25 protein-coding genes are annotated in these 25927 nt (G+C 51.9%); 9 read left to right on the top strand and 16 right to left on the bottom strand.

Going from position 1 to position 25927, the window contains the following annotated elements; genetic code table 11:
• Nucleotides 1–2 precede the first annotated feature (2 nt).
• The gene (locus L1N82_RS06485; protein WP_235286551.1) at nt 3–1691 is read right to left on the bottom strand and encodes an RsmB/NOP family class I SAM-dependent RNA methyltransferase; all 1689 of its coding nucleotides are present in this window, start codon (nt 1689–1691) and stop codon (nt 3–5) included.
• 219 nt (nt 1692–1910) lie between these two features.
• Between L1N82_RS06485 and L1N82_RS06480 the strand changes: the two genes are divergently transcribed.
• Together L1N82_RS06480 and L1N82_RS06475 are read left to right on the top strand one after the other, a co-directional pair.
• Nucleotides 1911–2420, top strand: coding sequence for a thioredoxin family protein (locus tag L1N82_RS06480; RefSeq protein ID WP_235286550.1), 510 nt, complete (start codon nt 1911–1913; stop codon nt 2418–2420).
• A complete protein-coding gene (locus tag L1N82_RS06475; protein WP_235286549.1) occupies nt 2420–2953 on the top strand; it encodes a PCYCGC domain-containing protein in 534 nt (177 codons plus the stop codon). Before L1N82_RS06480 ends, L1N82_RS06475 begins: the two co-directional genes overlap by 1 nt.
• A gap of 189 nt (nt 2954–3142) precedes the next feature.
• Here L1N82_RS06475 and L1N82_RS06470 read toward each other — a convergent pair whose 3' ends face one another.
• Together L1N82_RS06470 and L1N82_RS06465 are read right to left on the bottom strand one after the other, a co-directional pair.
• Nucleotides 3143–3946, bottom strand: coding sequence for a GTP pyrophosphokinase (locus tag L1N82_RS06470; protein WP_235286547.1), 804 nt, complete (start codon nt 3944–3946; stop codon nt 3143–3145).
• Between the two features lie 22 nt (nt 3947–3968).
• Nucleotides 3969–5066 carry a quinone-dependent dihydroorotate dehydrogenase gene (locus L1N82_RS06465; RefSeq protein ID WP_235286546.1) on the bottom strand — a complete coding sequence of 366 codons (1098 nt, stop codon included), beginning with the start codon at nt 5064–5066 and terminating at the stop codon, nt 3969–3971.
• A gap of 162 nt (nt 5067–5228) precedes the next feature.
• Between L1N82_RS06465 and L1N82_RS06460 the strand changes: the two genes are divergently transcribed.
• Nucleotides 5229–5366, top strand: a complete 138-nt coding sequence (locus L1N82_RS06460) for a hypothetical protein (protein ID WP_235286545.1) — start codon at nt 5229–5231, stop codon at nt 5364–5366.
• A gap of 73 nt (nt 5367–5439) precedes the next feature.
• Here L1N82_RS06460 and L1N82_RS06455 read toward each other — a convergent pair whose 3' ends face one another.
• From L1N82_RS06455 to L1N82_RS06430, 6 genes are all read right to left on the bottom strand, one after another.
• Nucleotides 5440–6846, bottom strand: coding sequence for a L,D-transpeptidase (locus L1N82_RS06455; protein ID WP_235286544.1), 1407 nt, complete (start codon nt 6844–6846; stop codon nt 5440–5442).
• Nucleotides 6847–7010: 164 nt separating this feature from the next.
• On the bottom strand, nt 7011–8600 hold the full coding sequence (locus L1N82_RS06450; protein ID WP_235286543.1) for a stalk domain-containing protein: 1590 nt from the start codon (nt 8598–8600) through the stop codon (nt 7011–7013).
• Nucleotides 8601–8629: 29 nt separating this feature from the next.
• Nucleotides 8630–10456 carry a FecR family protein gene (locus tag L1N82_RS06445; RefSeq protein ID WP_235286542.1) on the bottom strand — a complete coding sequence of 609 codons (1827 nt, stop codon included), beginning with the start codon at nt 10454–10456 and terminating at the stop codon, nt 8630–8632.
• Nucleotides 10446–12260 (bottom strand): CHASE2 domain-containing protein, encoded by a 1815-nt coding sequence (locus L1N82_RS06440; protein WP_328284447.1) that lies wholly within the window; start codon nt 12258–12260, stop codon nt 10446–10448. Before L1N82_RS06440 ends, L1N82_RS06445 begins: the two co-directional genes overlap by 11 nt.
• Before the next feature lie 227 nt (nt 12261–12487).
• Complete coding sequence (locus tag L1N82_RS06435; RefSeq protein WP_111146712.1) at nt 12488–12724, bottom strand: ferredoxin; 237 nt, start codon at nt 12722–12724, stop codon at nt 12488–12490.
• A 48-nt stretch (nt 12725–12772) separates the two neighbouring features.
• Nucleotides 12773–14071 (bottom strand): DNA polymerase IV, encoded by a 1299-nt coding sequence (locus L1N82_RS06430; RefSeq protein ID WP_328284440.1) that lies wholly within the window; start codon nt 14069–14071, stop codon nt 12773–12775.
• Between the two features lie 202 nt (nt 14072–14273).
• Between L1N82_RS06430 and cimA the strand changes: the two genes are divergently transcribed.
• Nucleotides 14274–15887, top strand: a complete 1614-nt coding sequence (gene cimA, locus L1N82_RS06425) for a citramalate synthase (RefSeq protein WP_235286541.1) — start codon at nt 14274–14276, stop codon at nt 15885–15887.
• A gap of 57 nt (nt 15888–15944) precedes the next feature.
• On the opposite strand, the gene L1N82_RS06420 is transcribed toward cimA, so the two are convergent.
• The gene (locus L1N82_RS06420; RefSeq protein WP_235286540.1) at nt 15945–16487 is read right to left on the bottom strand and encodes a TlpA family protein disulfide reductase; all 543 of its coding nucleotides are present in this window, start codon (nt 16485–16487) and stop codon (nt 15945–15947) included.
• 122 nt (nt 16488–16609) lie between these two features.
• Here L1N82_RS06420 and L1N82_RS06415 point away from each other — a divergent pair, with 122 nt between their 5' ends.
• Together L1N82_RS06415 and L1N82_RS06410 are read left to right on the top strand one after the other, a co-directional pair.
• The gene (locus tag L1N82_RS06415; protein ID WP_268821844.1) at nt 16610–17920 is read left to right on the top strand and encodes an MFS transporter; all 1311 of its coding nucleotides are present in this window, start codon (nt 16610–16612) and stop codon (nt 17918–17920) included.
• Between the two features lie 83 nt (nt 17921–18003).
• Nucleotides 18004–18465, top strand: a complete 462-nt coding sequence (locus L1N82_RS06410; protein WP_235286539.1) for a Mov34/MPN/PAD-1 family protein — start codon at nt 18004–18006, stop codon at nt 18463–18465.
• Here L1N82_RS06410 and L1N82_RS06405 read toward each other — a convergent pair.
• From L1N82_RS06405 to L1N82_RS06395, 3 genes are read right to left on the bottom strand one after another with little or no spacing between them, the layout of a single operon-like run.
• The gene (locus L1N82_RS06405; protein ID WP_235286538.1) at nt 18430–19164 is read right to left on the bottom strand and encodes a 3'-5' exonuclease; all 735 of its coding nucleotides are present in this window, start codon (nt 19162–19164) and stop codon (nt 18430–18432) included. The two genes, L1N82_RS06410 and L1N82_RS06405, sit on opposite strands and share 36 nt — an antisense overlap.
• Nucleotides 19165–19180: 16 nt before the next feature.
• Entirely contained in the window at nt 19181–20251 is a 1071-nt protein-coding gene (locus L1N82_RS06400; RefSeq protein ID WP_235286537.1) for a DUF294 nucleotidyltransferase-like domain-containing protein, read from the bottom strand.
• Between the two features lie 46 nt (nt 20252–20297).
• Nucleotides 20298–21659 carry an ammonium transporter gene (locus L1N82_RS06395; RefSeq protein ID WP_235286536.1) on the bottom strand — a complete coding sequence of 454 codons (1362 nt, stop codon included), beginning with the start codon at nt 21657–21659 and terminating at the stop codon, nt 20298–20300.
• A 372-nt stretch (nt 21660–22031) separates the two neighbouring features.
• Between L1N82_RS06395 and L1N82_RS06390 the strand changes: the two genes are divergently transcribed.
• Nucleotides 22032–22469: a MerR family transcriptional regulator gene (locus L1N82_RS06390; RefSeq protein WP_235286602.1), complete on the top strand. Its 438-nt coding sequence runs from the start codon at nt 22032–22034 to the stop codon at nt 22467–22469.
• Nucleotides 22470–22503: 34 nt separating this feature from the next.
• Nucleotides 22504–23187 carry a zinc metallopeptidase gene (locus tag L1N82_RS06385; RefSeq protein WP_235286535.1) on the top strand — a complete coding sequence of 228 codons (684 nt, stop codon included), beginning with the start codon at nt 22504–22506 and terminating at the stop codon, nt 23185–23187.
• Between the two features lie 85 nt (nt 23188–23272).
• On the opposite strand, the gene L1N82_RS06380 is transcribed toward L1N82_RS06385, so the two are convergent.
• Both L1N82_RS06380 and L1N82_RS06375 read right to left on the bottom strand, forming a co-directional pair.
• Nucleotides 23273–24169: a LysR family transcriptional regulator gene (locus L1N82_RS06380; protein WP_235286534.1), complete on the bottom strand. Its 897-nt coding sequence runs from the start codon at nt 24167–24169 to the stop codon at nt 23273–23275.
• 19 nt (nt 24170–24188) lie between these two features.
• Entirely contained in the window at nt 24189–24797 is a 609-nt protein-coding gene (locus tag L1N82_RS06375) for a rhomboid family intramembrane serine protease (protein ID WP_235286533.1), read from the bottom strand.
• Between the two features lie 95 nt (nt 24798–24892).
• Between L1N82_RS06375 and tpx the strand changes: the two genes are divergently transcribed.
• Entirely contained in the window at nt 24893–25411 is a 519-nt protein-coding gene (tpx, locus tag L1N82_RS06370; protein ID WP_235286532.1) for a thiol peroxidase, read from the top strand.
• An 85-nt stretch (nt 25412–25496) separates the two neighbouring features.
• Here the strand turns inward: tpx and L1N82_RS06365 are convergent, their stop codons facing one another.
• Nucleotides 25497–25889 (bottom strand): DUF1499 domain-containing protein, encoded by a 393-nt coding sequence (locus L1N82_RS06365; protein WP_235286531.1) that lies wholly within the window; start codon nt 25887–25889, stop codon nt 25497–25499.
• Between the last annotated feature and the right edge of the window lie 38 nt (nt 25890–25927).

Raw genomic sequence — 25927 nt, 5'->3', positions numbered from 1 at the left:
GCTCAACCCATCCACCTCCATCCCGGAGACAGCCCGTTCTTCAGCATGCCGTCCCCCCATTTACCCCAGCCGAGCGGAAAACCGTTAATCCCTACAAGCACGTATGAACTGGCCGGAGCAGACACTTCCTTATCGGCTCCGACAACGATGCGTTCCCTATCAATATGCAGCGTCTCTCCCTTGAGGTAGCGCAGCGCTTCACCTGTGCTGTCCGTTAAGCCCAAATAGCGTGCTGCCTCCTCACTCCGCAAGCCCATTGCCAATGCCTGCGACGGCTCAAAGCGGCGGGTTCCCGCCTCGCCGAGATACCACCCTTCTCTTACGATTCGAAGTCCTGATAACTCCGGCAGCCCGGCAGGCTGCAAATATAATCTGCGCCCATATACGCGCAAGATGCCCGGCCACTGCTCGGCATCCGGCACATTCACGGCAGCAAACTCCTTCCACATGCTCATCACATCTGTATCAGATGCAGCCGCAGGTCCGTGCTTGCCCCTGTTATCCTTCCTTCCTGACTCTTGCCCCTGATTGTCCGGACGTTTCTTGTCGCGGCGGCTATTATGCTCGCCACTCCCCTTGTCAACACGCCGAAGGGTGCCAGACGCCAGCTGCGCAGACTTGTCCTTCACATGCGGCTTGACAGCTGCACTAACCGTACTGTCTCCCTGATCAATACGCTGATTCGTTTCCGCTTGGGGCTCGTCCGTCGCTTCCGTCCGTCGCTTTCGCAGGAGAGCGGCGTAATGGCCTTCGCCTGCCAGCTTATGCGGCCACAGTCTAACGGTTCCCGCCAATGCCTGCTCAGCACGAAGCTGCTGTACCTCCTGATCGGCATCCATTTGCGCCGCGTTAACGCCCGGGAATTCCTCCGCCCAGTCGGGACGGCCAGGTGACCAGCCAAACTGCGGCTCCACAGGCACAATCTCCATATCCTTCCGGCTGTCGAGGAGCCGGGCGATCTGGGCTTCATTCTCCTCGGGAGAAAAGGTACAGGTGGAGTAGAGAAGCAGGCCGCCCGGAGCCAGCAGCTCTGCCGCATGCCGCAGGATATCGCGCTGCATAATGGTGCAGCGCTCCACCGAGTGCTTCTCCCAAGCCGCAATCATGGACTCATCCTTGCGGAACATCCCTTCACCCGAGCAGGGCGCATCCACCAGTATCTTCGTAAAGAAACCACGAAAATAGGGAATAAGACGCTCTGGATCCTCATTAAGCACAACAGCATTACGGACACCGGCCAGCTCAATGTTCTTAGCCAGTGCCTTGGTCCGTTCCCTGGCATTGTCATTGGCGACCAGCAGACCCTGTCCCTTCAGCTTCGCTGCCAGCTGTGTGCTCTTCCCGCCTGGAGCGGCACACAGATCGAGCACGCGGTCCCCTGGCTCTACCCCAAGCAGTTCGCCAGGCACCATCGCGCTCGGCTCTTGGATATAGTAAAGACCCGCATGGTAATAGGGATGCTTGCCTGGACGGTCTTCCTCTTCATAATAAAAGCCTTCTCTGCACCAAGTAATCGGTGCCAGTCCTGCAAACGGCGAGACAGCCAGGAAGTCGCCCGTTTCAATCTTCAGAGTATTCACGCGCAGCCCGTACAGACGCTTGCGGTTGTATGTATTCAGCCATTGCTCATATTCCGTTCCCAAGAGACGCTTCATCTTCTCGAGGAATGGTTCCGGCAGCTTGATGCCCATCGGTTATTACAGCTCACTTTCTGTTATGCATTTTTGGGGACGGGCTGCAGCTGTTGAATTAATTTACCAGTCCGTAATCCATTGGCATACCAGCGTCCCAAGTGATACGATTCACACTGGCCGCGGCATGCCATTTTACAAAACACCCGGCTCATGTTGTATAATAGAAGCTACTAAACTTGTACAAAATTATTCACTAATGGGGGTTGATCGTCAAGTATGAAGAAGCTTTGGATTTATGTAGGCCTGATTGTAGTATTATTTGGTGCGCTCTTCTTTCTTAACCAGCAGAATAAGAATGAGCTGTATGACAAGCCGTCGTCTCAGCTGAACCCGGCAACTAGAGCCATTCTCGATGATCCGAATTACCAGAACATCATTATGCCGGACGAGCTGGACAAGAAAGTGCAAAGCGGCGAAGCAACATTCGTCTACTTCTTCGCTTCAGATTGTCAGCACTGCCAAAGAACGACCCCTAAGCTGATGCCACTTGCCGAGGAGTTGGGCATTGATCTCCCGCAGTTTAACCTGCGCGAATTTGAACCTTACTTTAACAAGTATCAGATCGATTTTACACCTACGCTTGCTTACTTCGAGGACGGCAAGGAGGTTGCGCGCCTGGTCGGCGGACTCCGTGAAGAGAATGCACCTGCAAATACCGGCAGCACGGTAGAACAGTTCCGGGCATTCTTACAAGATCCGAAGGGATTCGAACAGGGGGCTGAATAATGAAACAATCAATTGCTGGCAGCGGCACGGGCAGCGCCCGGCGCAGATATGACCTGCTGCTCGGCGGGTTTATTATGGCGGTCATGACGCTAATCATCATCGCGGGCTGCTCAGGCGGAGGAGCCGGTTCAGGCGAAGGCACTCATGAGAACCATGATACAGGCAGCCTAGAGAGCGAAATGTATTACAAGACAGCATCGTTTGAGGTTATGCCCGATTTTCTCAAGAACCATACCAAGCTGACCAACGACCTGTATCAAGCCGTAGCTCGCTACGAGGATATTGCTACCAGACTGAACTGCTACTGCGGCTGCATGGGCGGGGATGACCCGCATGACTCGCTGTTCCGCTGCTACGTCGCCAGCAAGGATGCCGATGGCGTAACCTGGACCGATCACAGCGCCCACTGCGGTATCTGCAAGCAGGAGCTGGTCACCGTAATGGAGCTGGCTGATCAAGGCAAATCCTTTGAAGAGATTGAAGCCGCAATTGAATCCATGTATAATCCGGACTTTACACCGGAAGAAGCGTAATGAAGCGAGGGGCTGTCCATAGGATCTGTATACCAGATCTTCTATGGACAGCCCCTACTGCCGCTTCAGCAGCTTGACCGCCCCGCTCTTATTCCCGTTACCCTAATGATGGAGGGCGACAGCCGCCTGCACCTGCCTGAACTGAACAAGCACCTGTCTTCCTCCACCACATATCGTATGTATTAATAATCAGGCTCTGCTGCTCTTCTTCGCTCTCAGGAGGGCTCGCTGGATATCCTGCGACAGCTGCTTGAGCTCGAAGATATCCTCATTCTCCCACAGCTCATTAAACCGCAGCTGAAACTGTGCCGCTTCTCGAACACGGTTGTAAAAATAGAGATCCTGGATGTCTGCAAGCACCTTGGACACGACATTGGATTTTTCCTCAAAATCCCGCTGTGCCTCCAGTATTTCCTGCCGGATGCTCGACATCTCCGTATCCAGCTGGAATGCGGCCTCTGCTGCCTTGCGCAGCCGGATTCGCACGTCGTCGGGCAAGCTTTCTTTATATTTATAGTTAAGAGAATGCTCGATTGTCGCCCAGAAATTCATGGCTAGAGTCCGAATCTGCACCTCAGCCAGCACCTTCTTTAAGCCAAGCGCCGTCTGCACGGGATATTCCACGATCATATGATAGCTGCGATAGCCGCTGTCCTTGAAGTTCGTTATATAATCTTTCTCATAGACCAGCTTAAGGTCCTTCCTGCTGCGGATGGAGTCGGCTACACGATGAATATCCTCCACAAACTGGCACATGATACGGATACCAGCGATATCCTCTATGCCGGTTTCAATCTTGTCCATCGGGACATTAAGCCGCTTTGCCTTGTCTAAAATGCTGGAAATTCTCTTCACACGGCCGGTGACAAATTCAATTGGGGCATATGCCTCCCTCGTTTTCAATTCACCGCGGAGCGTCTTGAATTTCACCTTTAATTCCTCAACCGCCTGCTCATAGGGGATCAAGAACAGGTTCCAGTCCCGTCCGTCCATAATGCCGCCTCCTGACTGTTAATTAATGATGATCGGCCCCAATCGCATCCTGTATATGGCGGAAACCGTCCCGCTGCAGCAGCTTGAGCAAGCCGCCCGTCAGTTCACGAAGCACGCCAGGTCCCTTATAAATAAGTGCCGTATAGATTTCGACGAGTGACGCGCCTGCGCGGATTTTATCGTATGCGTCCTCAGCCGAGAAGATGCCGCCTGATCCGATGATCGGCAGGCTCCCTTCGGTTAGACGGTAAATCGAGCGTACCACTTCCGTTGATCTTACGGACAGCGGCCTGCCGCTCAAGCCCCCGGCTTCCCTCTTATGCTCATGAAGCAGCCCTTCACGGGAAAGCGTAGTATTCGTGGCTATAATCCCATCTACGCCGCTCTGGCGGATCGTATCCACGGTCATTTCAAGCTCTTCCTCGTTCATATCAGGCGCAATCTTGACGAGTACAGGCTTTACCGGCTCACGCACCGCCGACGCCTGTTTAGCCATTTCATCCTTCACCTCGGCCAGCAGCATACGCAGCTCATCGCCATGCTGAAGACTGCGGAGCCCCGGCGTATTGGGAGAGCTGATATTAACCACAAAGAAATCACCGTAGCGGTACAGCCTGCGGAGGCAGGCGCGATAATCCTCGTAAGCCTGTTCATTGGGCGTCGCCTTATTCTTGCCGATATTAACGGCGATTGGAATACGGCGGTCCGGCAGCTTCCCAAGACGCTCTGCCATCGCTTCGGCTCCATCATTGTTGAAGCCCATGCGGTTCACAAGCGCTTCATCCGGCGGCAGCCGGAAAAGCCGGGGCAGCTCATTGCCAGGCTGGCCCTTCGGGGTTACTGTTCCAACCTCCATGAAAGACAGGCCGATTCGTGAAAATCCCTCCACCGCTTTCGCATTCTTATCTAAACCGGCCGCAAGCCCTACCGGATGATCAAAATCAAGGCCAAGGAGCTTCACCCTCAGCTCATTAGGTGCCTGCACACCGTACATGCCGTTCATAACAGCTTTCATGCCCGGAATCCGGGCAGCGGTATGCAGACCATCTATAACAAGATGATGGGCCTTCTCGGGGTCCATCTTGAAGAAAAAAGGTTTGGCAAACTTGCGGTACAGCATCCATTCATCTCCGTTCCTTAATTAGGCTCTAGGAAACAGTTTAGCTTTTTCCACTCCAAAAGGAAAGATGTCCCGTTAACCTTCTGCCTGCCGCTTTTGTTGCGGGTACCGGGGAAAACGATTACAATAAGCATATCACACACCAAAGAGAGGTTGAATCTCATGAGTGCAAGACGCAAACCGCCCGTGATAAAAGCCAAGCCGCAAGAAACCGTTAACCGAAAAGCGCTGATCTGGATCGGCGCGGCTGCAGCCTTTGTCATCATCGGCATGGCTGTCCTGTTAGTCATAAACGGCTAACGGCTGCTCTTATCTGACAGCCCCAGCGGCCGGATAACGGGACGAGCCAGCTTCCCCCGCCAGGTCTAGCTACTTACAGCCAGCGGTACACCTTGGAGGGGTTCGTCTCATCCGCCTTAGGCTCAAGCTTGAATCGCTGAGCGGGCTGCGATTTATGATCGGGAAGCACCCCGCTCGTGATGGTTACCTTCGTCCCCAGCGTGACCATATCATAGAGCTCCTCGAGATCCTCCCTCAGCATGCGGACACATCCTAGCGACTCATCCTTGCCTATACTGTCCGGCTCATCTGTCCCATGTATGGCATACAACGTATCAGACAGCGTCATTCCTCTGCTCCCAAACTCACCGTTATCCCGCCCGTTCGGATTCCTTACCTTCTCTGAGATATGAAAAGTCCCATTCGGCGTCTTCTCACCGCCCAGCCCTACTGCGTAGCTGCGGATGATCGTCTTCCCGCTCTTAAGTGCCAGCCTGTAGTTCGCACGGTCAATGACAATTTCTAATGGCTCGTCCGGCAGATTGTCGTCTATTCCTGCATTGAGCGGCTCTGCAGCGGCACCTGCACCAGACACCTCAGCCGGCGGGCTGCTGCTGCCGTTAAAACCGCCGTTACCTTCATCCCGATAACTCTTCAACTGTTTCATAACTTGCGGGAACAGCTCTGACATTCTTGCTGATACACCTGATAGTGCGTTGTCCGGATAGGGTCTTGCCAGTTCGCCCAGCGTCTTTGGCCAAGTTCCTTCGCGCTGGCGGTAATGCTCAATTGCGCCGGCCAGCACCCACTGCCGTTCACGGTCTGCCTTCCATTCCTCTAAGAAGCCTGGCGCATCAGCAGCAGGCTCCGCCTCACACCGGCAGGCTTCATTGCTGTGCCAGCGCACATCAGACCGCGAACCATCCAGGCTGCTTGTCACAGACATGAGCACATCCGCAGCTCCGGTCCACAATGTCCATTCATCCTGCTCCTCTTGATGGACGGTTAGCCCGTAGGCAGGCTTCATTCCCCCGTACAACAGCGGGGCCGCCGCTTCTCCTGCAGCTTCCGCCGTAGCCTCTGAAGCGAATACAACCGCTGTGCGGTTCAATACATCCGCTTCTACGGCTGCTGGTACCGCCTGAACAGCAGACTTGTTAGCTCCCGGCAGACTTCGCTCAAGCTTCCAAGGCGTACCCGGGGCAAATACCGAACCGGCCAGCAGTATAATGGAGAGCAAGACAGCCCTGGACAGGTAACGCCGCTTGCGGCGCTGGCGATTATAGGTGGCGATGGCTTCCTGCGGTGTTTCCGCAAGAAGCGGATGCTTCTTTCGTTCGAAGGCTTCATATACGGTTCCGGATTGCAGATAACAGTAGTTCGCTTTGGCCTCTTTGCCCTGAATCGTATATTCCTTGCCGAGCAAATACCAGGCCATCTTGTTATCCGGGTGCTGCTTCACATAGTGCTTGAGATAAATAGTTTCCTCTCGTTCTCCCATCAGCCCGACCTCCGCTGCCTATTCTCACAATCTATCTTACCGTGCAGGAGGCCTGCAAGTCTAACCGGCCTCTAACCTAAGCATGTACAGTATAAATATCGGAAAATAAAGCCGTCCGTTTAAGCCGGACGGCTCTTAGCAGCTTTTGATATTATTCGTACGGGTTATCGTCTGGATCGCAGCAGAACAGCCTTAACATCGGCCAGCCACTGCACATCCAGACCGATCTTCTCGGCAAGGAAACGGATTGGCAGATAGGTTCTCCCCTTATGAATGAAAGGCGCTTCCGGCAGCTGCATCGTGCGGGAATCTTCTCCATTGACCAGCATAACCGAATTAGAGCCGTTCATCATTGTGTAAGTTAGGCCGCTCTTCTCAAGGCTGACCTGCTGGTTCTTCTTATCGTAACGAACCGTATAGCCCAGCCTCTCGCCAATGACACGGACAGGCACGAAGGTGACCCCTCTAATGATCTGCGGTTCTGCATCTGATGAAAGAATATCCTGACCGAATACTATTCGAATCTTGCCATCGGCCTTCAGCCCGGCTGGATAGATGTAAGGCTCGATTAGCCGGATCTGGCTGTTCCCCGTGTCGGCAATGGCGAACTTCCCATCGTCAAGCGATATGACATCCGCAGGATTATGAAGCAGACCGTAAGCAGCCGGCCCATCGATAGCACCTGCCTCTCCCGGTGTACCGGCCAAGGTTTTCACGATACCATTCTTCATATACCGGATGGCATGGTTCAACGAATCAGCCACGAGCAGCCCGCCGTCCGGCGTGACCGTGAGCCCCAGCGGCGCATGAAAAGACGCGGTCCCGGCAGGTCCGTCCATAAATCCCCCTTCGGCATACATGCCATCAGCACTGTAAATTAGCTCGGGATTCCCGGCCACTGTTGTCACGGTGCCGCTGCCAAAATCAATATAGCGGATCCGGTGATTTCCGGTATCACTGACATATAGATTTCCCTTCGCATCCAGTGCCAGCCCGCTGGGCTCATTAAACTTCGCCTGTCCGATTGGGCCGTCCGCGTAATCTCCGGCTGAGCTTACAGCGCCAGGAAAATACTCAACAACCCGCTTTGATACCGATGTAAGAGTAGTGACCCTCCCGTCCTCGATCTTGCGGATGACATGGTTCAGCGTATCCGCCACATAGATTACACCATCTTTAGTCACCGCAATATCAAGCGGGTTAAAAAACCGTGCCTGTGAAGCCGCTCCATCCCGAAAGCCAAGTACGCCAGTGCCCGCGACCGTCACAACTGAACCGTCCGGCTCCAGCATCCGGATTGCATGGTTCTTGCTGTCAGCAGCAATAATTCTCCCTCTGGCATCTGCCGCCAGGCCTGCGAGGCCATTAAACGCAGCACGCTCGCCGGAACCATCCAGCATGCTGCCAATCCGGCTGCCGTACGCATCCATACCGAGGTCAGCTCCAGCGGCTGTGGTAACTGCTCCATCCTTAATCGTGCGAATGCGCTGGTTTCCCGAATCCGATACAATCAGTTCTCCATCATCCCTAACTGCCAAAGATGCCGGATAACGGAATAGGGCCGCCGCATTTCCGCCATCTGCAAGCCCCGGGCCGCTCCCGCCTGCCAGAGTGCCCAGCTCATATAACGGCAAATTTGCAGCAATATCATCGGGCGCCTTGGCAGTAGCGGCTGACAAGCCAAACCCGGCTGTAATGATCAAAAGTCCGGAGGCCGTTAAAGCGGCTGCTGTTTGTTTAATCCATTTATTCATTGTTTCTCTCCCGTCGCTCTTTATCACAATTACCTGGCATCCGCTGCAATCTTGAGCACCAAAGGCTCTGCAGCTGCAGTCTCAATCACCTGGCCGCTGCGGTTAACCGCAGTAACCGCAAGTTGAAAGGAGAGCTCCTCAGGTATGCCGGACAGATTATTTAAATAGAAGGGAATCGTGACCACCGCAGCAGCATCCGCAAACTCAACCGGATCCCCGGTATATTTTACTGCAGAATAGACCAGCTCCTCAGTGTCTCCCGGCTGTCTTGCCGTAAATACCTGGTCAACAGCCTCAGGCGTATAGGCAAGCGGCCAGCCCGCTTCCGGCTCCACCTTGAATGGCCCGCTGGTACGGAAGGTCTTTGAACGATCCGCGAAGGACGCTGTGTTAAAGCTAACGTATGATGACGGATACGATATCCGCACCTCGTAGCCGTATACGGCATCGCTGCCGGTAAACCCGCCGAGCAGCACATTCAGATCAATGGGTGTCATTAACTTTGGATTATGGAGCCCCTTCTGCAGAATAGGATTCTTAAAAGCGAGAGAAGCAGCTGGCTGAACAACAGGACCAGCAGCTGGTGCGGTTATTGTCGGCTGTCTCACCGGTTGTTTAACCATAGGAGGCTGCTCTAGTCCAAGCGCGTCTCTGCGCTGCTCAAGCCGCTGCCGCTCCTGCTCACTCAACAACCCAGCATAGTCTTGGAACGATCGCAGCTCTGCTTCTATTAATGCCTGCTCATTCGCCAGTCGGAGCGCCTGGGCTCTCTCTTCCAGAAGAAGATAATCGCCGTTAAATGGAAGCTGCCCAGCCGCCGCTCTCTCCTGCTTCTCCAGCCGTCGCTCAAGAGCTTCCTGCTGCAGCTGTTGCAATGCCTCAAGAGCCCGCTTCTGCTCAGCCGAGATTACAATCGGCAGCTCTTTATTCAAATCATACACCGGCCTGTCTGCAAGCTGGTTGGCCTCAGCTGCAATGAGCTTGATACCATCATCAGACAGTATGTTCTGCCGATGCGCCTCAAGCAGTGTATTGTTCAGAATAGCTTCCAGATTGTTACGGTAGGTTATAAGATCCCCAGTTCCCGTAATTTGAAGGATGGATTTCAGCTCTTCCTGGTCCCTGCTTAACAACCTGTCATTCTCCTCCTGAATGTCTGCGCCATTCCGCAGCAGTGCTTCAATGACCGCCGGATCGGCGTTTTTCACCAGGCTTGCCGGATCGATGATTCCGATTCTATAGTCCACATTTCTCTCGTCAGGTGAAGGAAGAATAGCGATCATTTGCGAAGGATAGATCAGATTGTCTCCAACTGCAGGGGTCGTTACAGCGACTGTACCGCTAAACGAGCTGGTCGTGACCATATTCGTCCATGGATCAAGGCTGACAGCAAAATGGGTACCCCTTACGCCCATAACAGCTGCCGGTGTCTTAATTTCAAACTGATCATCAGCCCCTGTTACTGATTTTACCTTCACCCACAGTGAACCGGCCCAGATGCTTAGCCTGGTCTTGGTGCTTCCGCCACTTTTGAGCTTTGTAAAGCTGACCTCAGAATTTTCCGCAATAGTCACTGTATCCTGTTTCGCTTTGCTGCTCGGCAGCTGTAGAACCACTTTGGCACCCTTGCCTGTAATCAGCGTATCCCCTTCACTTAAACTCATGTTCTTAAAAGCGGAAAACGTCTTTGTTCCGCCTGCCTTCCGGGCTGTTACCTTTCCCTTCAACTGCTTAATTACCGCAGCACGGCTCGATGCCGCTTCCGCACTTTCCAGCAGATAAATTCCGCTGATTGTACTTAACAATAAGGCCAAACACAGCAAGCCTAACCCTGCGCGCCAAGACTTACTTCTCATTTGCTGCACGCTCCCCTTTACCGTTCTTCTCTGCAACCCTATAGATGTGCACCGGACCTGCCTTCCCCTTAACTTTTATCTCGCCTAGATTCTCCAGTTGGAAAAGTCCGTTTAACCGCTCGGCAGCTTCCCTGCTGACAATAATTTGACCAGCCTTTGCGGCTGATTCCAGCCGGGCGGCGAGATTAACTGTGTCCCCGATCGCAGTATAATCAAGGCGAAGTGCCTCTGAGCCGACATTGCCGACGACCGCCGGTCCGCTGTGAATTCCGATTCCGAAGGTCACAGGCAGTCCGAACCGTTCTATACATCTTCGTTCAAGGGCTGCTGCTTCGCGCTTCATTTGCAGAGCGGCCCTCACAGCCTGCTCTGTATGATTGGGCAGTACAGCAGGCGCACCGAATATCGCCATCACTCCGTCGCCGATAAACTTGTCCAGCGTACCATTACAGGCAAATACAGCACGGGTACAGATATCCAGATATTCATTCAGTACTTGTATGACATCTTCCGGCTGGAGCCTCTCCGACATGGATGTAAAGCCGCGGATATCCGCGAAAACAATCGTCACATCCCGGCGCTGTCCACCTGCCTTCACATCTACCCCCGAGGCCAACAGCTCGCTGACCACACTTGGCGGAACGAACCGGCCGAACACCTCCGTCACCCGTGTCCGCTCGCGTCTTTCAGCCGAATAGTGAGCGGATACGGCCCAGATCATCACAGAGGTGAGCGCCAGGAAGGGGTACGTAATCGGAATAAACAGCGAGGCTGTCATGTAGGCCATCATCCACACGGCTGCTAACAGCAATACCATTGTCAGAAACAAAACCAGCGTGCCCCAGCCTCTGAACCGGTCAAACAGCAGTACAGATATCAGCACAGCTGCAGCAATAAACCAGTAGACAGCCATGTCCGGCAGCTCCGTAAAAAAGGCTCCGTTGACTAGCGATTGGATCATATTGGCTTGTATCTCCACACCATACATCTTGGCATGAGCACTCATTGGCGTCAGGTATCCGTCCTGCATCCCAGGGGCATAAGCTCCTATAAGCACTATGGAACCCGCATAGTACTCAGCGGGTACGATCCCTCTTATAACATCCGAGAATGACTGCGCGTCATAACCGGTGACAGCTGTCATCTCCTCCTGAGGCTCAGTATAATACTCGGTCGTGATCTGACTGCGCTCGTTAACCGGAATCCGTTCATCCCCTCTGTACCAGCTCTTTCGGACAGGGTCCCAACGAATCTGCTCGTCAGGTCCCAGCAGGGCATTGGCCATCCGTACGCTGAGGGAAGGAATAACCAGACCTTCTTCATTTTCCAGCCCTACAGTCAGCCTCCTAACAACACTATCCCTGTCCAGTAAGACATTGATATGACCGGTCTGATCTATATTCGAGGAAATCGTCTCTGCGGGATAAATTACGGACGCCGTCTCCAAGCTGTCCTCACTGCCCCGGCTTTGTTCAAACTCAAACACCGCAGGCAGAAAAACATTCGGATACCGCTTCATGACCGCCGCCATAGCCGCGTCAGCATACGGATCACTTCCAGGCTCAGATAGAATAACATCAAGGGCAATCGCTTTGGCACCAGCTTCCGCCAGTTTGGTAATCAACTCGGCGTATAGCGACCTGTCCCAAGGGAACCCTCCCAATTGGTCAAGAGAATGCTGGTCAATCTTGATAATCTTAATCTGATCTAGCGGGCGTCTTTCAAAGTCCGATTGTTTACGAAGCAGATCTCTCAGTGTTGTTTCCAGTCCATGCAGGGTGCCGCCGCTCCCTAAACTGGCGATCAGCGACCATATGATTATAATAATTAAGGCCGCCGCAGCGGTTCTGATCCATTTTCCAGTATGTCCTCTCGTGGCGTTAGCCCCCTGTCTTTTGTCCTATATATCTATTCTAGTTTAGGTCTTCCTGCATTGGCAATAAATAAGTCGACGAACAATGACAAAAAAGAGACCGGCATAAATACCAGTCTCTTGATTCTTCAATATATATAAGATTCCGATTAACTACATCACATGTTAAATGGCGAGTCAGCGATTTTGATGGAATCTGTCGGACAACCGTCGCAAGCGTCCTGCAGATCATCGTACAGGTCTTCAGGGATCTCGGTGTTGCCTTTATTGCCGTCGTCCTTGAAGATTACTTCCGCGAGGCCCTCATCATCATAATCATAAATATCCGGTGCTGTCGCACCGCATGCGCCGCATGCGATACATGTATCTTTCTCAACCCAAGTATACTTTGCCATCAGGTTTCCCTCCTAAAAATCTATCATCAACCGTTATTCGTATTTCCCTCACTCATCACTATATAATAAATGTTCATCTAATTGCAAGGATGTCCCGCGAATTCGACGATCCCTAATTCGGGTGGAAGGATCATCACCAAGCATGCTCGCGGTCAGTACGGCATCCTCTCCATATTTATCCCTCAGATTGTCCATCACTTTCGTTAATGCCTCTCGTTTCGGCTGTTCGTTATAACTGAACAAATCCAGCTGAACGGCAGCCGCATCGCGGCTTTGCAGATTCTGCAGCGTCACGCCAAGTAGGCGTACCGGTCTTCCATCCTTCCAATGTGTATCGAAGAGGCGGCATGCCTCCTTATGAATCTGATCAGCCGATTCGGTGGGTGTCTCAAGCGTGGAAGACCTTGTGATAGTCTTCATATCAGGCGTGCGGATCGTGATCTGAACTGTAGACGCTACAAGACTCTGACGCCGCATCCGTCTCGCCGTCTGGTCAGCCAGATTCAGCAGAATCCGGTGTACCTCTCCACGGTCTGTCACATCCGCTGGAAGCGTCGTCGTATGGCCGACTGACTTGTTCCGCTCCCGGACAGGATTGACGGGGGAACGGTCAATGCCGTAAGCAGCCTGCTTAAGCCAGGACCCCGTCACTCCAAACTGTTTAACTAGCATTGCCTCATCCGCTGCCGCAAGCTGACCGATCGTCCGGATGTTTAGCTTCATCAGCTTCTCTGCTGTCTTAGATCCTATACCATACAGCTCCACACACGGACGGTTCCACAGTACCTGGGGTACATCACGCAGGCGAAGCACCGTTATTCCGTTGGGCTTCTTCATATCAGATGCCATCTTCGCCAGCAGCTTGTTGGGCGCAACTCCGATTGAGCAGGGCAGTGACCATTCTTCCCGGATCCTGTTCTGGATCGCTGCGGCTATCTCAAGCGGCGTACCAAAGATTTTGGAGCCGGTTATATCCAGGTAGCACTCATCAATTGATACACTTTCCACAAGCGGCGTGTATTGACGGGCTATGCTGAGAAAGCCGCGGGAATATTTCCGGTAGAGATCAAAGTCCGGCTTGATCAAAATGAGTCCGGGGCAGCGCTTCAGGCCTTCCCTGACCGTCATACCGGTCTTGACCCCTTTTCCCCTGGCCGTATAGGAAGAAGTAACAATAATTCCCTTCCGCAGTTCTACACTACCGGCAACTGCAGTCGGCATTCCTTTGTACCGTTCAGGTTCTTCCGCTTCATGAACCGAACAATAGAAGGCATTCATGTCCAGATGAAGAATGACTCTGCCGTTTGCCGGATAGGCTTCCCGGCTGTTTCCGCTGCTGTTGTCCACTCCCCTGCCCTCTCCTTTCGATTCGCATGTAAGCGAAGAATCGCGATATCTTCAGGATAACCGTCCTCAAGCGTGCTGGTCAATGGCCCGGGATGTGAACAATATCATTATGCCCGTGATTGACGGGTTTTCGCATTCTAAGTTAAATGTTATAATAGGAAATTATGACTGGAGAAGGTTAGTCAAGGAGGAGCGTCCCGCGATGAATAGCGAAATTTTCGTGTTTGATACAACGCTGCGTGACGGAACGCAGGGCGAGGGCATAAGCCTGTCGGCAGACGACAAGCTCAAAATCGCCCGTAAGTTGGATAAGCTGGGCGTTCACTATATTGAAGGCGGTAATCCGGGCAGCAACAGCAAGGATATCGAGTTTTTCAAGCGCGTACAGGACTACAACTTAAACGCCAAGATTACAGCATTCGGCAGTACGCGGCGCAAGAACTCCATCGCCGAGCAGGATGTTAACCTGCAGCGGCTTATAGAATCCGGCGCTAAGGCTGCAACATTAGTCGGCAAATCATGGGATTTCCATGTCCATACCGCTCTTCAGACGACATTGGAAGAGAATCTCGCCATGATCTTCGATTCGTTTGCCTACCTGAAGCGCCATGAGATGGAAGCGATCTATGATGCCGAGCATTTCTTTGACGGGTTCAAGCATAATCCCGATTATGCCCTTGCTGCCTTGAAGAAAGCAGAGGAAGCCGGTGCGGACTGGATCGTGCTTTGCGATACGAACGGTGGTACCCTGCCGCACGAGATTCAGGAAATCGTAGCCAAGGTCAAATCCGAGCTGAAGACCCCTCTAGGGATTCATACACATAACGACTGTGAGCTCGCTGTAGCTAACACTCTTGCTGCCGTTCAAGCCGGGGCCCGCCAGATTCAAGGGACTATTAACGGTTACGGCGAACGATGCGGCAATGCCAATCTCTGCTCGATCATCCCGACTTTGCAGCTGAAGATGAACTACAACTGCATCTCAGGCGAACAACTGGCGCAGCTTACAGCAGTCGCCCGTTATGTCAGCGAAATCGCCAATGCTCATATGCCTGTCGGGCAGCCATACGTAGGTCAAGCGGCTTTTGCCCATAAAGGCGGCATCCACGTTTCGGCCATTATGAAGGATTCCAAAACATATGAGCATATCGAGCCCGCGCTAGTAGGGAACAAGCAGCGTATCCTGGTTTCCGAGCTTGCCGGACAGAGCAACATCATTTCGAAGGCTGCCGAATTAGGACTCGAAATTGACACAAGCCAGGAGCACACAAGAACCATCATTGACAAAATTAAGGAGCTTGAGCATCAGGGCTACCAGTTCGAGGGAGCGGACGCTTCTCTTGAACTCCTGCTGCGGGATGCTTTTGGCGGTGCCAGGGAAATCTTCAAGCTTGAATCCTTCAAGATGATTGTAGAGCGCAATGCCGGCGCCATGATGTCAGAGGCTATTGTGAAAATCAATGTCGATGGACAGACCGTTTATACCGCAGCAGAAGGCAACGGGCCGGTTAATGCCCTTGATAACGCCCTTCGCAAAGCGCTCGTTCAGTTCTACCCCGGCATTATGGATATCGTCCTCTCCGATTACAAGGTGCGGGTAATCGATGAGAAGGATGCTACTGCAGCTAAAGTTAGGGTTCTGATCGAGTCGACGGACTTCCACAATACCTGGAGTACAGTTGGCGTATCCGGCAACATAATCGATGCAAGCTGGGAAGCACTGGTGGACAGCATCCGCTATGCACTCCTCAATACGGAGAAGCAGGAAGCTTCTGATCCGGTGAACCGCGGCCATCTCGGTCTTGTAAATCACTGAGCATAACCCATAATAAGAGCCTCATCCAGCCCAATAGGCTTGAATGAGGCTCTTTTTTCAACTCCACTTATCAATTAGCGTGCGCCACTTGGAGGCCGGGATAACACCAGTGATCCTCTCTCGAACCACTCCCGTATGATCAACCAGAAGAGATGTCGGAAATTCCGATACCCGGTATAGCTCGGTCACCGTCCCCTTGCGGTCCATGAGAACGGGAAAAGTGAATTCATACTCAGCTACAAACTGACGCGCTTCACGCTCACGGTCAAATTTGGTTGCGTTAACCCCGACAATTGTAACCTTGTCTCCATACGCTTCGTGCAGCTCCTGCAGGTCAGGCGCCTCCATCACACAAGGCCCGCACCAGGAAGCCCAAAAATTTATCAGCACTAGCTTGTCCCCTATGCCGCCCACTCGTATAGCCTGGTCATTCAAATCCGGCAGCTCGAACGCCGGCGCTGTATAGCCCACCTTAGGCTTGGCCTCCCCCGAAGAAGGATTGGCAGAGACGACAGGCTCCTCATCTGTTTCCAAGTAAACCGCAAATCCGGCCAGTAATATCGCGATGGCACAAATGAGCCATACCCGGCTCCGGTTCATATCTAATCCCCGCTTTCCTTATAACTGGACTCACACATCTTAACATGACCCGAATGACCCTTCAAGCATCTGGACATCTTATTAAGCGTTACTACCTGAACGAACGGAGGCAGCAGATAACAATGGAAAAGGTCAAGCCTGGCTGGCTTCGCCAAAAAGGAGCCGGCCACTCACATGCCGCACATGAGCATGAAGCGCACACCCCTAAAGAGAAAAAAGAAAAAGGCGGACGCAAGTCCAAATGGGCGGAATACATTGCACTTGCAACCGTCCCGATGGTAATGGTGCTTGGCAATTCTATGCTTGTCCCAATTCTGCCTGATTTGGAGCGGCAGCTCGGTGTTAGCTCCTTCCAATCCAGTTTAGTTATTACCTTATTTTCGGTAACGGCAGGCGTCTTTATACCGGTTGCCGGATATTTATCTGACCGATTGTCGCGTAAAGCGATAATTATACCTTCCCTTATTGTATATGGCGTTGCGGGTATCGTCGCCGGCTTGGGAGCCGTTTGGAACTCGTATACCATACTTATTGCAGCCCGGGCTGTTCAGGGACTGGGAGCCGCCGGAACGGCACCGATCGCAATGGCATTGGTAGGCGACATGTATAAGAACGGGAATGAAAGTGAAGCGCTCGGTTTAATTGAGGCCGCTAACGGGACAGGTAAAGTTATCAGCCCTATACTCGGGTCACTTTTTGCGCTCATTGTATGGTTCGCCCCGTTCTTCGCTTTCCCGGCTTTCTGTGCCCTATCGCTGCTGGCTATGATGTTCCTGATTAAGGAACCAAAGCATAAGGACAAGCCGCCGACCCTGCATAATTACTTGCATAACATTGCGCAGACCTTCCGGAAGAAAGGGAAATGGCTGATTCCCGCCTTCATAGCCGGTTCGCTGGCTTTGTTCGTCCTGTTCGGTGTGCTCTTCTTCCTCTCTGACCTGCTTGAGAAGCCGCCCTACGGTATAGATGGCGTCGCCAAAGGCGGTATATTGGCTATACCCCTGTTCGGATTGGTTGTAACCTCTTACGTCACAGGCCGCATTATCAAGAACAAAGGCCACCTGATGCGTGTGCTTATGAACGTAGGCTTGTTATTGATGTCAGCATCCTTAACAGCCGCTATATGGGGACTGCAAAATCTATACCTGCTATTGGGCTTGTTGACGCTTAGCAGTATTGGAACAGGACTTCTCCTCCCTTGTATTAATACGCTCGTTACAGGCTCGGTGGATAAGGCGCATCGCGGGATGATTACCTCCCTATACAGCAGCCTACGGTTTCTTGGGGTTGCCTTCGGGCCGCCGATTTTTGGTTGGCTGGTCGAAATCTCCAAGCAGGTACTGTTTACAACCGTTGCCATACTCGCGGCCGCTGCACTTGCATTCGTATTCTTCATGGTCAAGCCGCCGAAGGTGGCCGGGGATACAGCCTGATATGACGGCTTCACATAATTCGGTTATACTGAGTAGATAAAGCTCTAGTTGTGCCATTGCCGGCATGAGGGAGGAAGCACGGATTGAACCGAGTTACGATTACCAGACCGGCTTATGAACGATTGATACAAATCTGCCTGGATAAATTCCCGGACGAAGCCTGCGGAGTACTTGCTTCATACGATAAGGCTTCATCGCTCACGTCAGAGGCTGCTGCCAACCAGACCGTATCCGAAATCATTGCCGTCCGCAATGCGGCGGGTACGCGGGTTAACTCCTATACATTTGACCCAACCGACTGGGTAGCAGCCTTATATAAAATACAAAGAAACCGGCAAACCATCGCCGGTTTCTTCCATTCCCATCCCACTACTCCAGCTGCCCCTTCAGCCTCTGATATCGAGCAGTGGAGCGGAGGTACACAAACATATGCCTGGATCATCTCACTGGCAAAGCCGGGTAATCCCGTAATAAAGGCTTACCGTCCGCAATACAGCTCAGCCGGTGAATTAATGTTTACTGAGGTAAGCATACATATCATCTAATGTTGTTATATTGCGGGCAAGCATCTGCCTGAGGAAGGACTGCCACAGCTTGGCCGTCATGAAGGAGTCTTCCAGTGCATGATGACGCTGGGTGATCTTAATACCGTAATCCTCGAGCAGCTCATCAAGACCATACGAAACCCGCTTTGGCTCCAGCCATTTGGCGACCATCATGGTATCAAGCACCCTGTGTGTCAGATTTACTCTTGACGTACGCCAGAGAGCAGCATTCAAGAACTGTTTGTCATGTCCTGAACCATGGGCCAGCAGCACCCGCTTACCGGCGAATTCCATAAAATCATGCAGTACCTGCATTAGCTCCGGGGCCGACCCGGTCATCTCGTTTGTAATACCCGTCAACTCTGTTATATGCCGTGGTACCCTACGCCCCGGATTGACCAGACTGTAAAAGCTGCGCGACTCCATTATTTCCAGGCCTCGCATGAGCACTCCGCCCACCGACAAAATCTCATCCCCGTTATACGGATAGAAGCCAGTCGTCTCCAGATCAAACACAACCACCTCAAGCTCGCGAAGCGGCTGATCCAGAACGGATTGCTTGCGCTGCTCCTTCGTCATCGAACGGATAAAGGCCATTTGCTGGGCGTTCTGAGCGCCAAGCATCGACGCGATGGCCGGGGTAAGCCCGCCCATTTTGTATAAATGCCACATCCTTCCAACGCCCTTGTGCTCTTTCATCATTCACCCCTCCGGCTTACATAAGCTTACTCGCCGTCTGCCTGGCCACCAGTCGCTGGAGCTTCTTGCCTGCCTTAAGCGCTTCCTTAATGTCACGCCTTAGTTCTGCTGTCAGACGATCACCGGCAATCTTGCCGTTATTCTTATACATGCCGCCTTCATTCCGTTCCATTGTAAGCAGTCTCAGCTTCAGGAACAGCCGGAAGGCCGCAGCATATTTGTCTGCTTCTTCTGGAAGCCGATTCTGTTCCTTAAGCTTCTTAAGCCGTTCAAGCGTCGAAGTCTCCCTGATCCCTGCTTGAATCGCCATCAAGCGAACCGCATTTACCATAGGAATATAAGCGCCGTATTTTACATCCAGACTGCCTGCATCCTCGCCGTAACGCTCCTTAAGCAGCTGGCCGAACACCCCGATAAGCACCTTATGCTTCATGGTGTTGTCCAGCATCCTTCTGACAATCAGCGGCTTCTCCAGCGTATCCCGGTAGAAGCTGTCCTTCAACTCCTGGATTAGACGCTCTTCTCCCGCAACCATTCTTGCATCCGCCACGATTAACAGGTAACGGACAACTTCCCAATGCCCTTCCTCAAACCAACGGTTCAGCTTCCGCTTAAACTCGCTAAGCGACTCACACCATTCCGGATTCGTGCTGATCACATTGCCTTCACATGGCGGATAGCCCGCTGTCTTAAGGATATCCACAACGAGCCGCGCGAACGCCTGAAAGTAGGCCTCTACCTGTTCCCGGTTATCCGCATTATCCGGGATCTCGTACAGCATGGCACTGTCCTGATCACTGGACAGTGTCTGTTCACTGCGTCCACCGCTTCCGAACAACAGATAGGCATAAGGCACGGGAGGGAAGCCATTCCCTGTCCGTGCCATCTCCTGTTCTGCGAGGTGTACAGCCCGACTGACTATAGCATCGTGCACCTCATTCAGATCACTATAAAATTGTTCGACAGAAGTATTGGGAAGCTTCCGCTCCAGTTCCTCCTGTATACGGTCCCGAAGGCTGCGAAGTGCCCCTGTGTCGTCAACTGTTCCAATTAGTGCGAGAAGCTGCGCCACTTCTGGATCATTCATGGGCGCCCACTCCCTTTCGTCAGTATGTCCTGATGCCAGTATACAGTTAAACGTTCAGGTTTTGCTGAGCTTTCTTCATTTGCTCTGGATAACCGTAGTTGCCATGCTCACTAAGGTCAAGACCGACAATTTCCTGTTCCTCGGTAACGCGCAGTCCCATAACGGCTTTCATGATACCAAGTACAAGGAAAGAAGCCGCAAGCACGAACGCGCCACAGATCACGACGCTCTCAAACTGTACCCAAAGCTGATGCCAGCTGCCGGTGTAGAATAAGCCGCCCTCACCGATGCCTACCTTAGCCGCCAGTTCAGGTGTTGCGAAGAAGCCGTTGGCCAATGTACCCCAAATACCGGCTGCGCCGTGTACGGACAAGGCATAAATCGGATCATCGATACGAAGTTTCTCAAATAATTTAACACTGAAGAACACGAGTACACCTGCGATAAGACCAATCACAACAGCTGCCCAAGGCTCCACATAAGCACAAGAAGCTGTAATCGCCACAAGACCTGCAAGACCGCCGTTCAGCATGGTAGTAATATCCGCTTTGCCAATGAAAGCCCAGGATATTAGAAGCGCCGCTACAGCACCAGCTGCTGCACCAAGCTGAGTGTTGAATGCGACATAAGCGAAGAATCCGTCACCTACACTAAGCGAGCTGCCTGCATTAAAGCCGAACCAGCCTACCCACAGGAGAAGAACCGACAGTGCTGTAAAGACCTGGTTGTGTCCCAAAATTTCATTAGCGGAGCCATCCTTGTTAAATTTGCCAATACGCGGCTTAAGCAATACTGTAGCAGCGAAGGCCGCCAGGGCACCGGTCAGATGCACAACTGTTGAACCGGCAAAATCCTGCGCGCCATCCGCTGCAAGGAAGCCGTCCGCGTTCCAGATCCAGTGAGCAATCACCGGATAAATAACAGCCGAGAAGATCAGCGTGAAGATTAAGTAAACAGACAGCTTAGCGCGTTCGGCAAACCCGCCCCATGCAATGGACAGCGAAATCGTAACGAACATCATCTGGAAAACGAAGAACGCGGTTGGCGAGTAAGGTTCAGCATCCGTCCCAACTAGTGGAGCGCTATAGAAGAAATCGCTCAATCCGATGAAGGCATTCCCTCCGGTCCCGAATGCGAAGCCATAACCAACTGCCCACCATACAATAGAAGCAAGACCTACTGTAAATATCGTTTTGCCTGCGACGTGACCCGCATTCTTCATTCGGGTTGACCCCGTCTCAAGCAGAATAAATCCTCCCTGCATCAATAGAACCAGAACCGCTGCCAGAATAATCCACAGCGTATTTAACCCCATATTGAGCATTCCTGCGGATGGCTCATCCGCGAAGGCCATTGCCGGGAATAAACACAGCAACGCACCTACTGTCAGCAAAACTTTCTTGACCACAACGACCACTCCCTTAATGTTATGTTATCTGACACATGAGGAAAGACTTATTGCCATTATAGTCAGAACTAGTTCATTTGACAATACACTTTATGAATTTTTGCGAAAAATAAGAGAGAAATCTCTAACGTTCGTCTTTTTTCAAGTATTAATGTTAACTTTTCGTTCATATAATCCATATATTCAATTGGGCGAATGGAATATTCTTCGGCTTTTATTGATCTTTGGGCCACCGGCACAGGTACCGGAAACATTTGTGGAATTTTGTCGTATTATGTGATGAATTCTAAAGCATTACGTTTGACTGTATGGTTAGGGTTTAGGTATCATATAGTAATAGAGTACAGTTTGTATTGAAAGGATGGTGAAGAAATTGGGGATACTAAGCTGTACAGGATCGGTGAACTCGCCAAAAAGGCAGAACTAAGCCCGCGGACAATTGATTTTTATACTAAGCTTGGACTGATTACACCTACTAAACGATCTGACAACAATTACCGTCTATACGGAGATGAAACCTTGGAACGGCTCGCTCGTATAGAACAAATGAAGAAAGAAAAATACACGTTAGATGAGATTAAAGCCGTACTCGATCAATGGGGCAAGGTTTCGGAGGAGCAGGTCAACCGCAAGCTGACCGATCTTGAAATCAGATTGACCCAGCTGCAGCGGGAGGTACAGGAGCTTGAGCCTGTCATTGACCGGCTGAAGCCCCAGCAAGCGCGCAACGTGTACAAGCGGCTGATGCCTCAGACAGCAGCCTGTATCGAAGCGTTAATGCTTCTGATCGGCAAAGGCCCCCTCATGTAACGTCATACTTTTCACACACAATGGAGGGAATAGCATGTTATTTTTTCACCCTATGGATTTTCTCATCCTGATTGCATTCGGCATTTCGATTTGGGCCCAGTTCCGGGTCAAGGGTACGTTTAACAAGTGGGCAGAGGTTCCCACATCAAGCGGCCTGACAGGCTATGAGGCAGCCCGCAGGATGCTTGATTCCAATGGACTTCATGATGTTCCAATTGAACCGGTTCCAGGCCGTCTGACTGACCATTATGATCCGATCAGCCGGGTCGTACGCCTGTCCGAGCCCGTATACTACGAGAACTCAATATCGGCCGTGTCGGTTGCCTGTCACGAGGTCGGCCACGCCATCCAGCATTCGGTCAGCTATCCGATGCTGGCGATCCGGCACAGAATGTTCCCGCTTGTCAATTTCGCATCCGGCTTCGCACCATTCCTGCTAATCGCCGGCTTCTTGTTCAACATGATGAACCTTGTGGGCATCGGTATTATCTTCTTCTCCGCAGCGGTCGCCTTCCAGCTTGTTACCCTGCCGGTTGAATTCAATGCCAGCAGCCGCGCCCGCGATTTGATGATCTCAGAAGGGTTCATTACGAATGATGAGGAACGGGGAGTTGCCAAGGTATTAAACGCAGCGGCGCTGACTTATGTAGCGGCTGCATTAATCTCGCTGCTTGAGCTTCTCAAGTACATTATGATATTCACCTCTAACCGGGAATAAAGAATTTCTTCGATTAGATGCCAAATAGGCCGGGAAGGAAAGCAGCTGCTCTCCTTCCCGGCCTTATTTTATTACAGAACGCCTTCTAAGCCCTCCGCTCTGCAAAGTAGTCTAACAGATACTGATGAAATACCTTCGCAACCAGTGGCAGCTTCTGGTTCGACCGGTGAATAAGTCCGATCTCCCTGGAGATTTCGGGATTACGAACCTCTACCTTAACAGGCTGCATCGGCCCCGAATGATACACAGCCATCTCAGGAAGCAGTGTGACTCCCATCCCCGCCGCAACAAGCCCTCTAATCGTATCCGTCTCTTCACCCTCAAACGCGATATTAGGCGTAAACCCAGCCTCCAGGCAGGCATCCCATACAATCGGCCGTAACGAGTAGCCTTCACGAAACAGCACAAAAGGGTCATCCTTCAGCTGCGAAAGTTCAATCGACAGCTCTTCCGCTAACGGGTGGCCAAGCGGCAGAAGAGCATATAGTTTCTCCGTAAGCACTACCTGGCCGCATATCTGCCCCAGATTCTCCGGCAAGGGAGATATAAAGGCGAGATCCACTTCCCCGTCCATAACATCGCGAATTAACGAAGGATACATGCCCTGCTTGAAGCGAAAGCGTACGTTCGGGTGCGCCTTACGAAACATCGCCACCACCTTCGGGATGAGGTGGGTGCCCAGACTATGAGGAAATCCGATTCGAATTTCACCATGGTCAGGATCCATGAATTCATGGATTTCAATTATGGCCCGCTCCAGATCCGTTATAATGGATTCCGCACGCTTGAGGAACAGCTGACCGACCGGTGTCAGCTGAAGATTGCGCCCCTTTTGGACGAACAGCTTAACACCCAGCTCCTCCTCCAGCTGATGAATTTGGCGGCTCACCGCCGATTGTGCTACGTGGAGCTCTTCCGCGGCTCTGGTTACATGCTCACGGCTGGCCACCTTAACAAAGTAATACAGCTGCCTTAATTCCATTTCCTCTATTCGACCCCTCTTATCTCTTGCGTACAAACAGACTCATCATGATAAAACCGGCCAAGCCGCCTCCCATATGAGCCCAAATATCAATTCTAGTGGAGAGAAGGGAATAAATCAAACCAAACACAAGTATGGTATATATCGTCTTGCGCGACCCTTCATCGAGCGCATGCTTGCGAAACACAGCCAAATACAGATATGCGCCGAATATGCCGTAGATCGCACCAGACGCACCCACTGAGTAATGAACGCCATAGGTTCCCAGCGTATTGATAAAAGCGCTAAAGACATTCCCGAATATGCCGGCTAGCAAATAAAAGAACAGGTATCTATACCTTCCCAGCAACCGCTCCAGCGGAGGAGCAAATACCAGGATGGAGAAGCAGTTAAACAGCAGGTGCTCCCAGCCTGCGTGTAAAAAAATTGAAGTGAGATAACGCCAAGGCTCAGTAAGGCCATAGGGATCCAGCAGCTCGTGCTGGAAGAACGCGAAGCGGTTAAGGAGCGGTTCACCCGCCGCGATCCAATTGTACATGAATAACAGGATGTTGATACCAAGCAGTGCTGAAGTAACCGGGTATGCGCGCAGATACCCGCGAAAGCTCTCATATCGCAAAAATATCATAGCATTTCCTCCTGGCATGGATTGGACATTGACAACTGCTAACGATTATAATGGATGACGGAACAAGCATACAAATAAAGGAGGCTTCATCAAACATGGCACAAGAACGTACAGGCGTTGCTACCTTGAAGGGCAACCCAATCACTCTCGTGGGACCGGAACTGAAGAAAGGTGATAAGGCACCGGATTTTGAACTCAATAAATCCCTCACCGAAACCGTCACTCTGAAAGATTTCGCAGGTAAGGTAAAGCTCATCAGTGTCGTTCCATCGATCGATACAGGTGTATGCGACGCCCAAACCCGCCGCTTCAACGAAGCTGCTGCCGCTCTTGGCGACAACATTGCCGTCCTGACCGTCAGTGTTGACCTGCCGTTCGCACAATCCCGCTGGTGTGGTGCTGCAGGCGTGGACAAGGTCGTTATGCTCTCCGATTATAAGACGAATTCTTTCGGTGAAGCTTACGGCGTTCTGATCAAGGAACTGCGCCTAGATATGCGTTCCATCTTCGTGCTGGATGCCAATGATACGGTACAGTATGTGGAGTACTTAAGCGAAATGACTGAGCACCCGAACTATGATCAGGCAATCGAAGCTGCCAAGCAGCTCGTTTAATCCAGAAGACGGATACAGCTGTCAACGAACTGAACAGCTCCACAAGAAAGCGGGCGCGGGAATCCATTCCCTCGCCCGCTTATTGTTATGGCTTCTCTGCTTTGTACAGTGCCAGCTTCTTATCCAAAGTCCGGTAAATATCAAGAATTACCCGGTAGTTTGACCCCAAGTCGCCGAGCGATCCTCGCGATGCGGAGTATATATCCACTGCCGTAAATAACGGATTGACGCTGATGACCGAAACGGTGATATCCATCGTCCGCCCTGTAGCCGTACGTTTCTCCACTACAATCTCCCCAACTGATTCCACCTCATGAAGCACCTTATACCCCTGCATTTTCTTCAGCGTGGATACAACTTCCTCCCAGGCTTTCTCCTTGGACATTTTGTAGTAGTGTGATTTGAGCTCCGGGTCTTTGGCCCTGTCACCTGTTTGCTCGTGACTGCGGATGATACCGATCAATGTTCGCTTCAACAACGACTATCTCCCCCTCCGTCATCTCTTTCTGCTAACCT

Origin of the sequence: Paenibacillus tarimensis (assembly GCF_021532315.1) — a bacterium.
Classification (GTDB): domain Bacteria; phylum Bacillota; class Bacilli; order Paenibacillales; family Paenibacillaceae; genus Paenibacillus_I; species Paenibacillus_I tarimensis.
Note: the sequence above shows the minus strand (reverse complement) of the source record. Positions and strands in the feature narration are given on the sequence as shown.

Excerpts from the sequence above, each read along its gene's own strand:
- L1N82_RS06460 (WP_235286545.1), top strand. The coding sequence starts at position 5,229 with ATGAGTGCAAGACGCAAACCGCCCGTGATAAAAGCCAAGCCGCAAGAA.
- cimA (WP_235286541.1), top strand. The coding sequence starts at position 14,274 with ATGAATAGCGAAATTTTCGTGTTTGATACAACGCTGCGTGACGGAACG.
- L1N82_RS06465 (WP_235286546.1), bottom strand. The coding sequence starts at position 5,066 with ATGCTGTACCGCAAGTTTGCCAAACCTTTTTTCTTCAAGATGGACCCC.
- L1N82_RS06420 (WP_235286540.1), bottom strand. The coding sequence starts at position 16,487 with ATGAACCGGAGCCGGGTATGGCTCATTTGTGCCATCGCGATATTACTG.
- L1N82_RS06445 (WP_235286542.1), bottom strand. The coding sequence starts at position 10,456 with ATGAGAAGTAAGTCTTGGCGCGCAGGGTTAGGCTTGCTGTGTTTGGCC.
- L1N82_RS06450 (WP_235286543.1), bottom strand. The coding sequence starts at position 8,600 with ATGAATAAATGGATTAAACAAACAGCAGCCGCTTTAACGGCCTCCGGA.
- L1N82_RS06385 (WP_235286535.1), top strand. The coding sequence starts at position 22,504 with ATGTTATTTTTTCACCCTATGGATTTTCTCATCCTGATTGCATTCGGC.
- L1N82_RS06455 (WP_235286544.1), bottom strand. The coding sequence starts at position 6,846 with ATGGGAGAACGAGAGGAAACTATTTATCTCAAGCACTATGTGAAGCAG.
- L1N82_RS06400 (WP_235286537.1), bottom strand. The coding sequence starts at position 20,251 with ATGAATGATCCAGAAGTGGCGCAGCTTCTCGCACTAATTGGAACAGTT.
- tpx (WP_235286532.1), top strand. The coding sequence starts at position 24,893 with ATGGCACAAGAACGTACAGGCGTTGCTACCTTGAAGGGCAACCCAATC.
- L1N82_RS06405 (WP_235286538.1), bottom strand. The coding sequence starts at position 19,164 with ATGAAAGAGCACAAGGGCGTTGGAAGGATGTGGCATTTATACAAAATG.
- L1N82_RS06375 (WP_235286533.1), bottom strand. The coding sequence starts at position 24,797 with ATGATATTTTTGCGATATGAGAGCTTTCGCGGGTATCTGCGCGCATAC.
- L1N82_RS06470 (WP_235286547.1), bottom strand. The coding sequence starts at position 3,946 with ATGGACGGACGGGACTGGAACCTGTTCTTGATCCCCTATGAGCAGGCG.
- L1N82_RS06415 (WP_268821844.1), top strand. The coding sequence starts at position 16,610 with ATGGAAAAGGTCAAGCCTGGCTGGCTTCGCCAAAAAGGAGCCGGCCAC.
- L1N82_RS06485 (WP_235286551.1), bottom strand. The coding sequence starts at position 1,691 with ATGGGCATCAAGCTGCCGGAACCATTCCTCGAGAAGATGAAGCGTCTC.
- L1N82_RS06480 (WP_235286550.1), top strand. The coding sequence starts at position 1,911 with ATGAAGAAGCTTTGGATTTATGTAGGCCTGATTGTAGTATTATTTGGT.
- L1N82_RS06435 (WP_111146712.1), bottom strand. The coding sequence starts at position 12,724 with ATGGCAAAGTATACTTGGGTTGAGAAAGATACATGTATCGCATGCGGC.
- L1N82_RS06475 (WP_235286549.1), top strand. The coding sequence starts at position 2,420 with ATGAAACAATCAATTGCTGGCAGCGGCACGGGCAGCGCCCGGCGCAGA.
- L1N82_RS06380 (WP_235286534.1), bottom strand. The coding sequence starts at position 24,169 with ATGGAATTAAGGCAGCTGTATTACTTTGTTAAGGTGGCCAGCCGTGAG.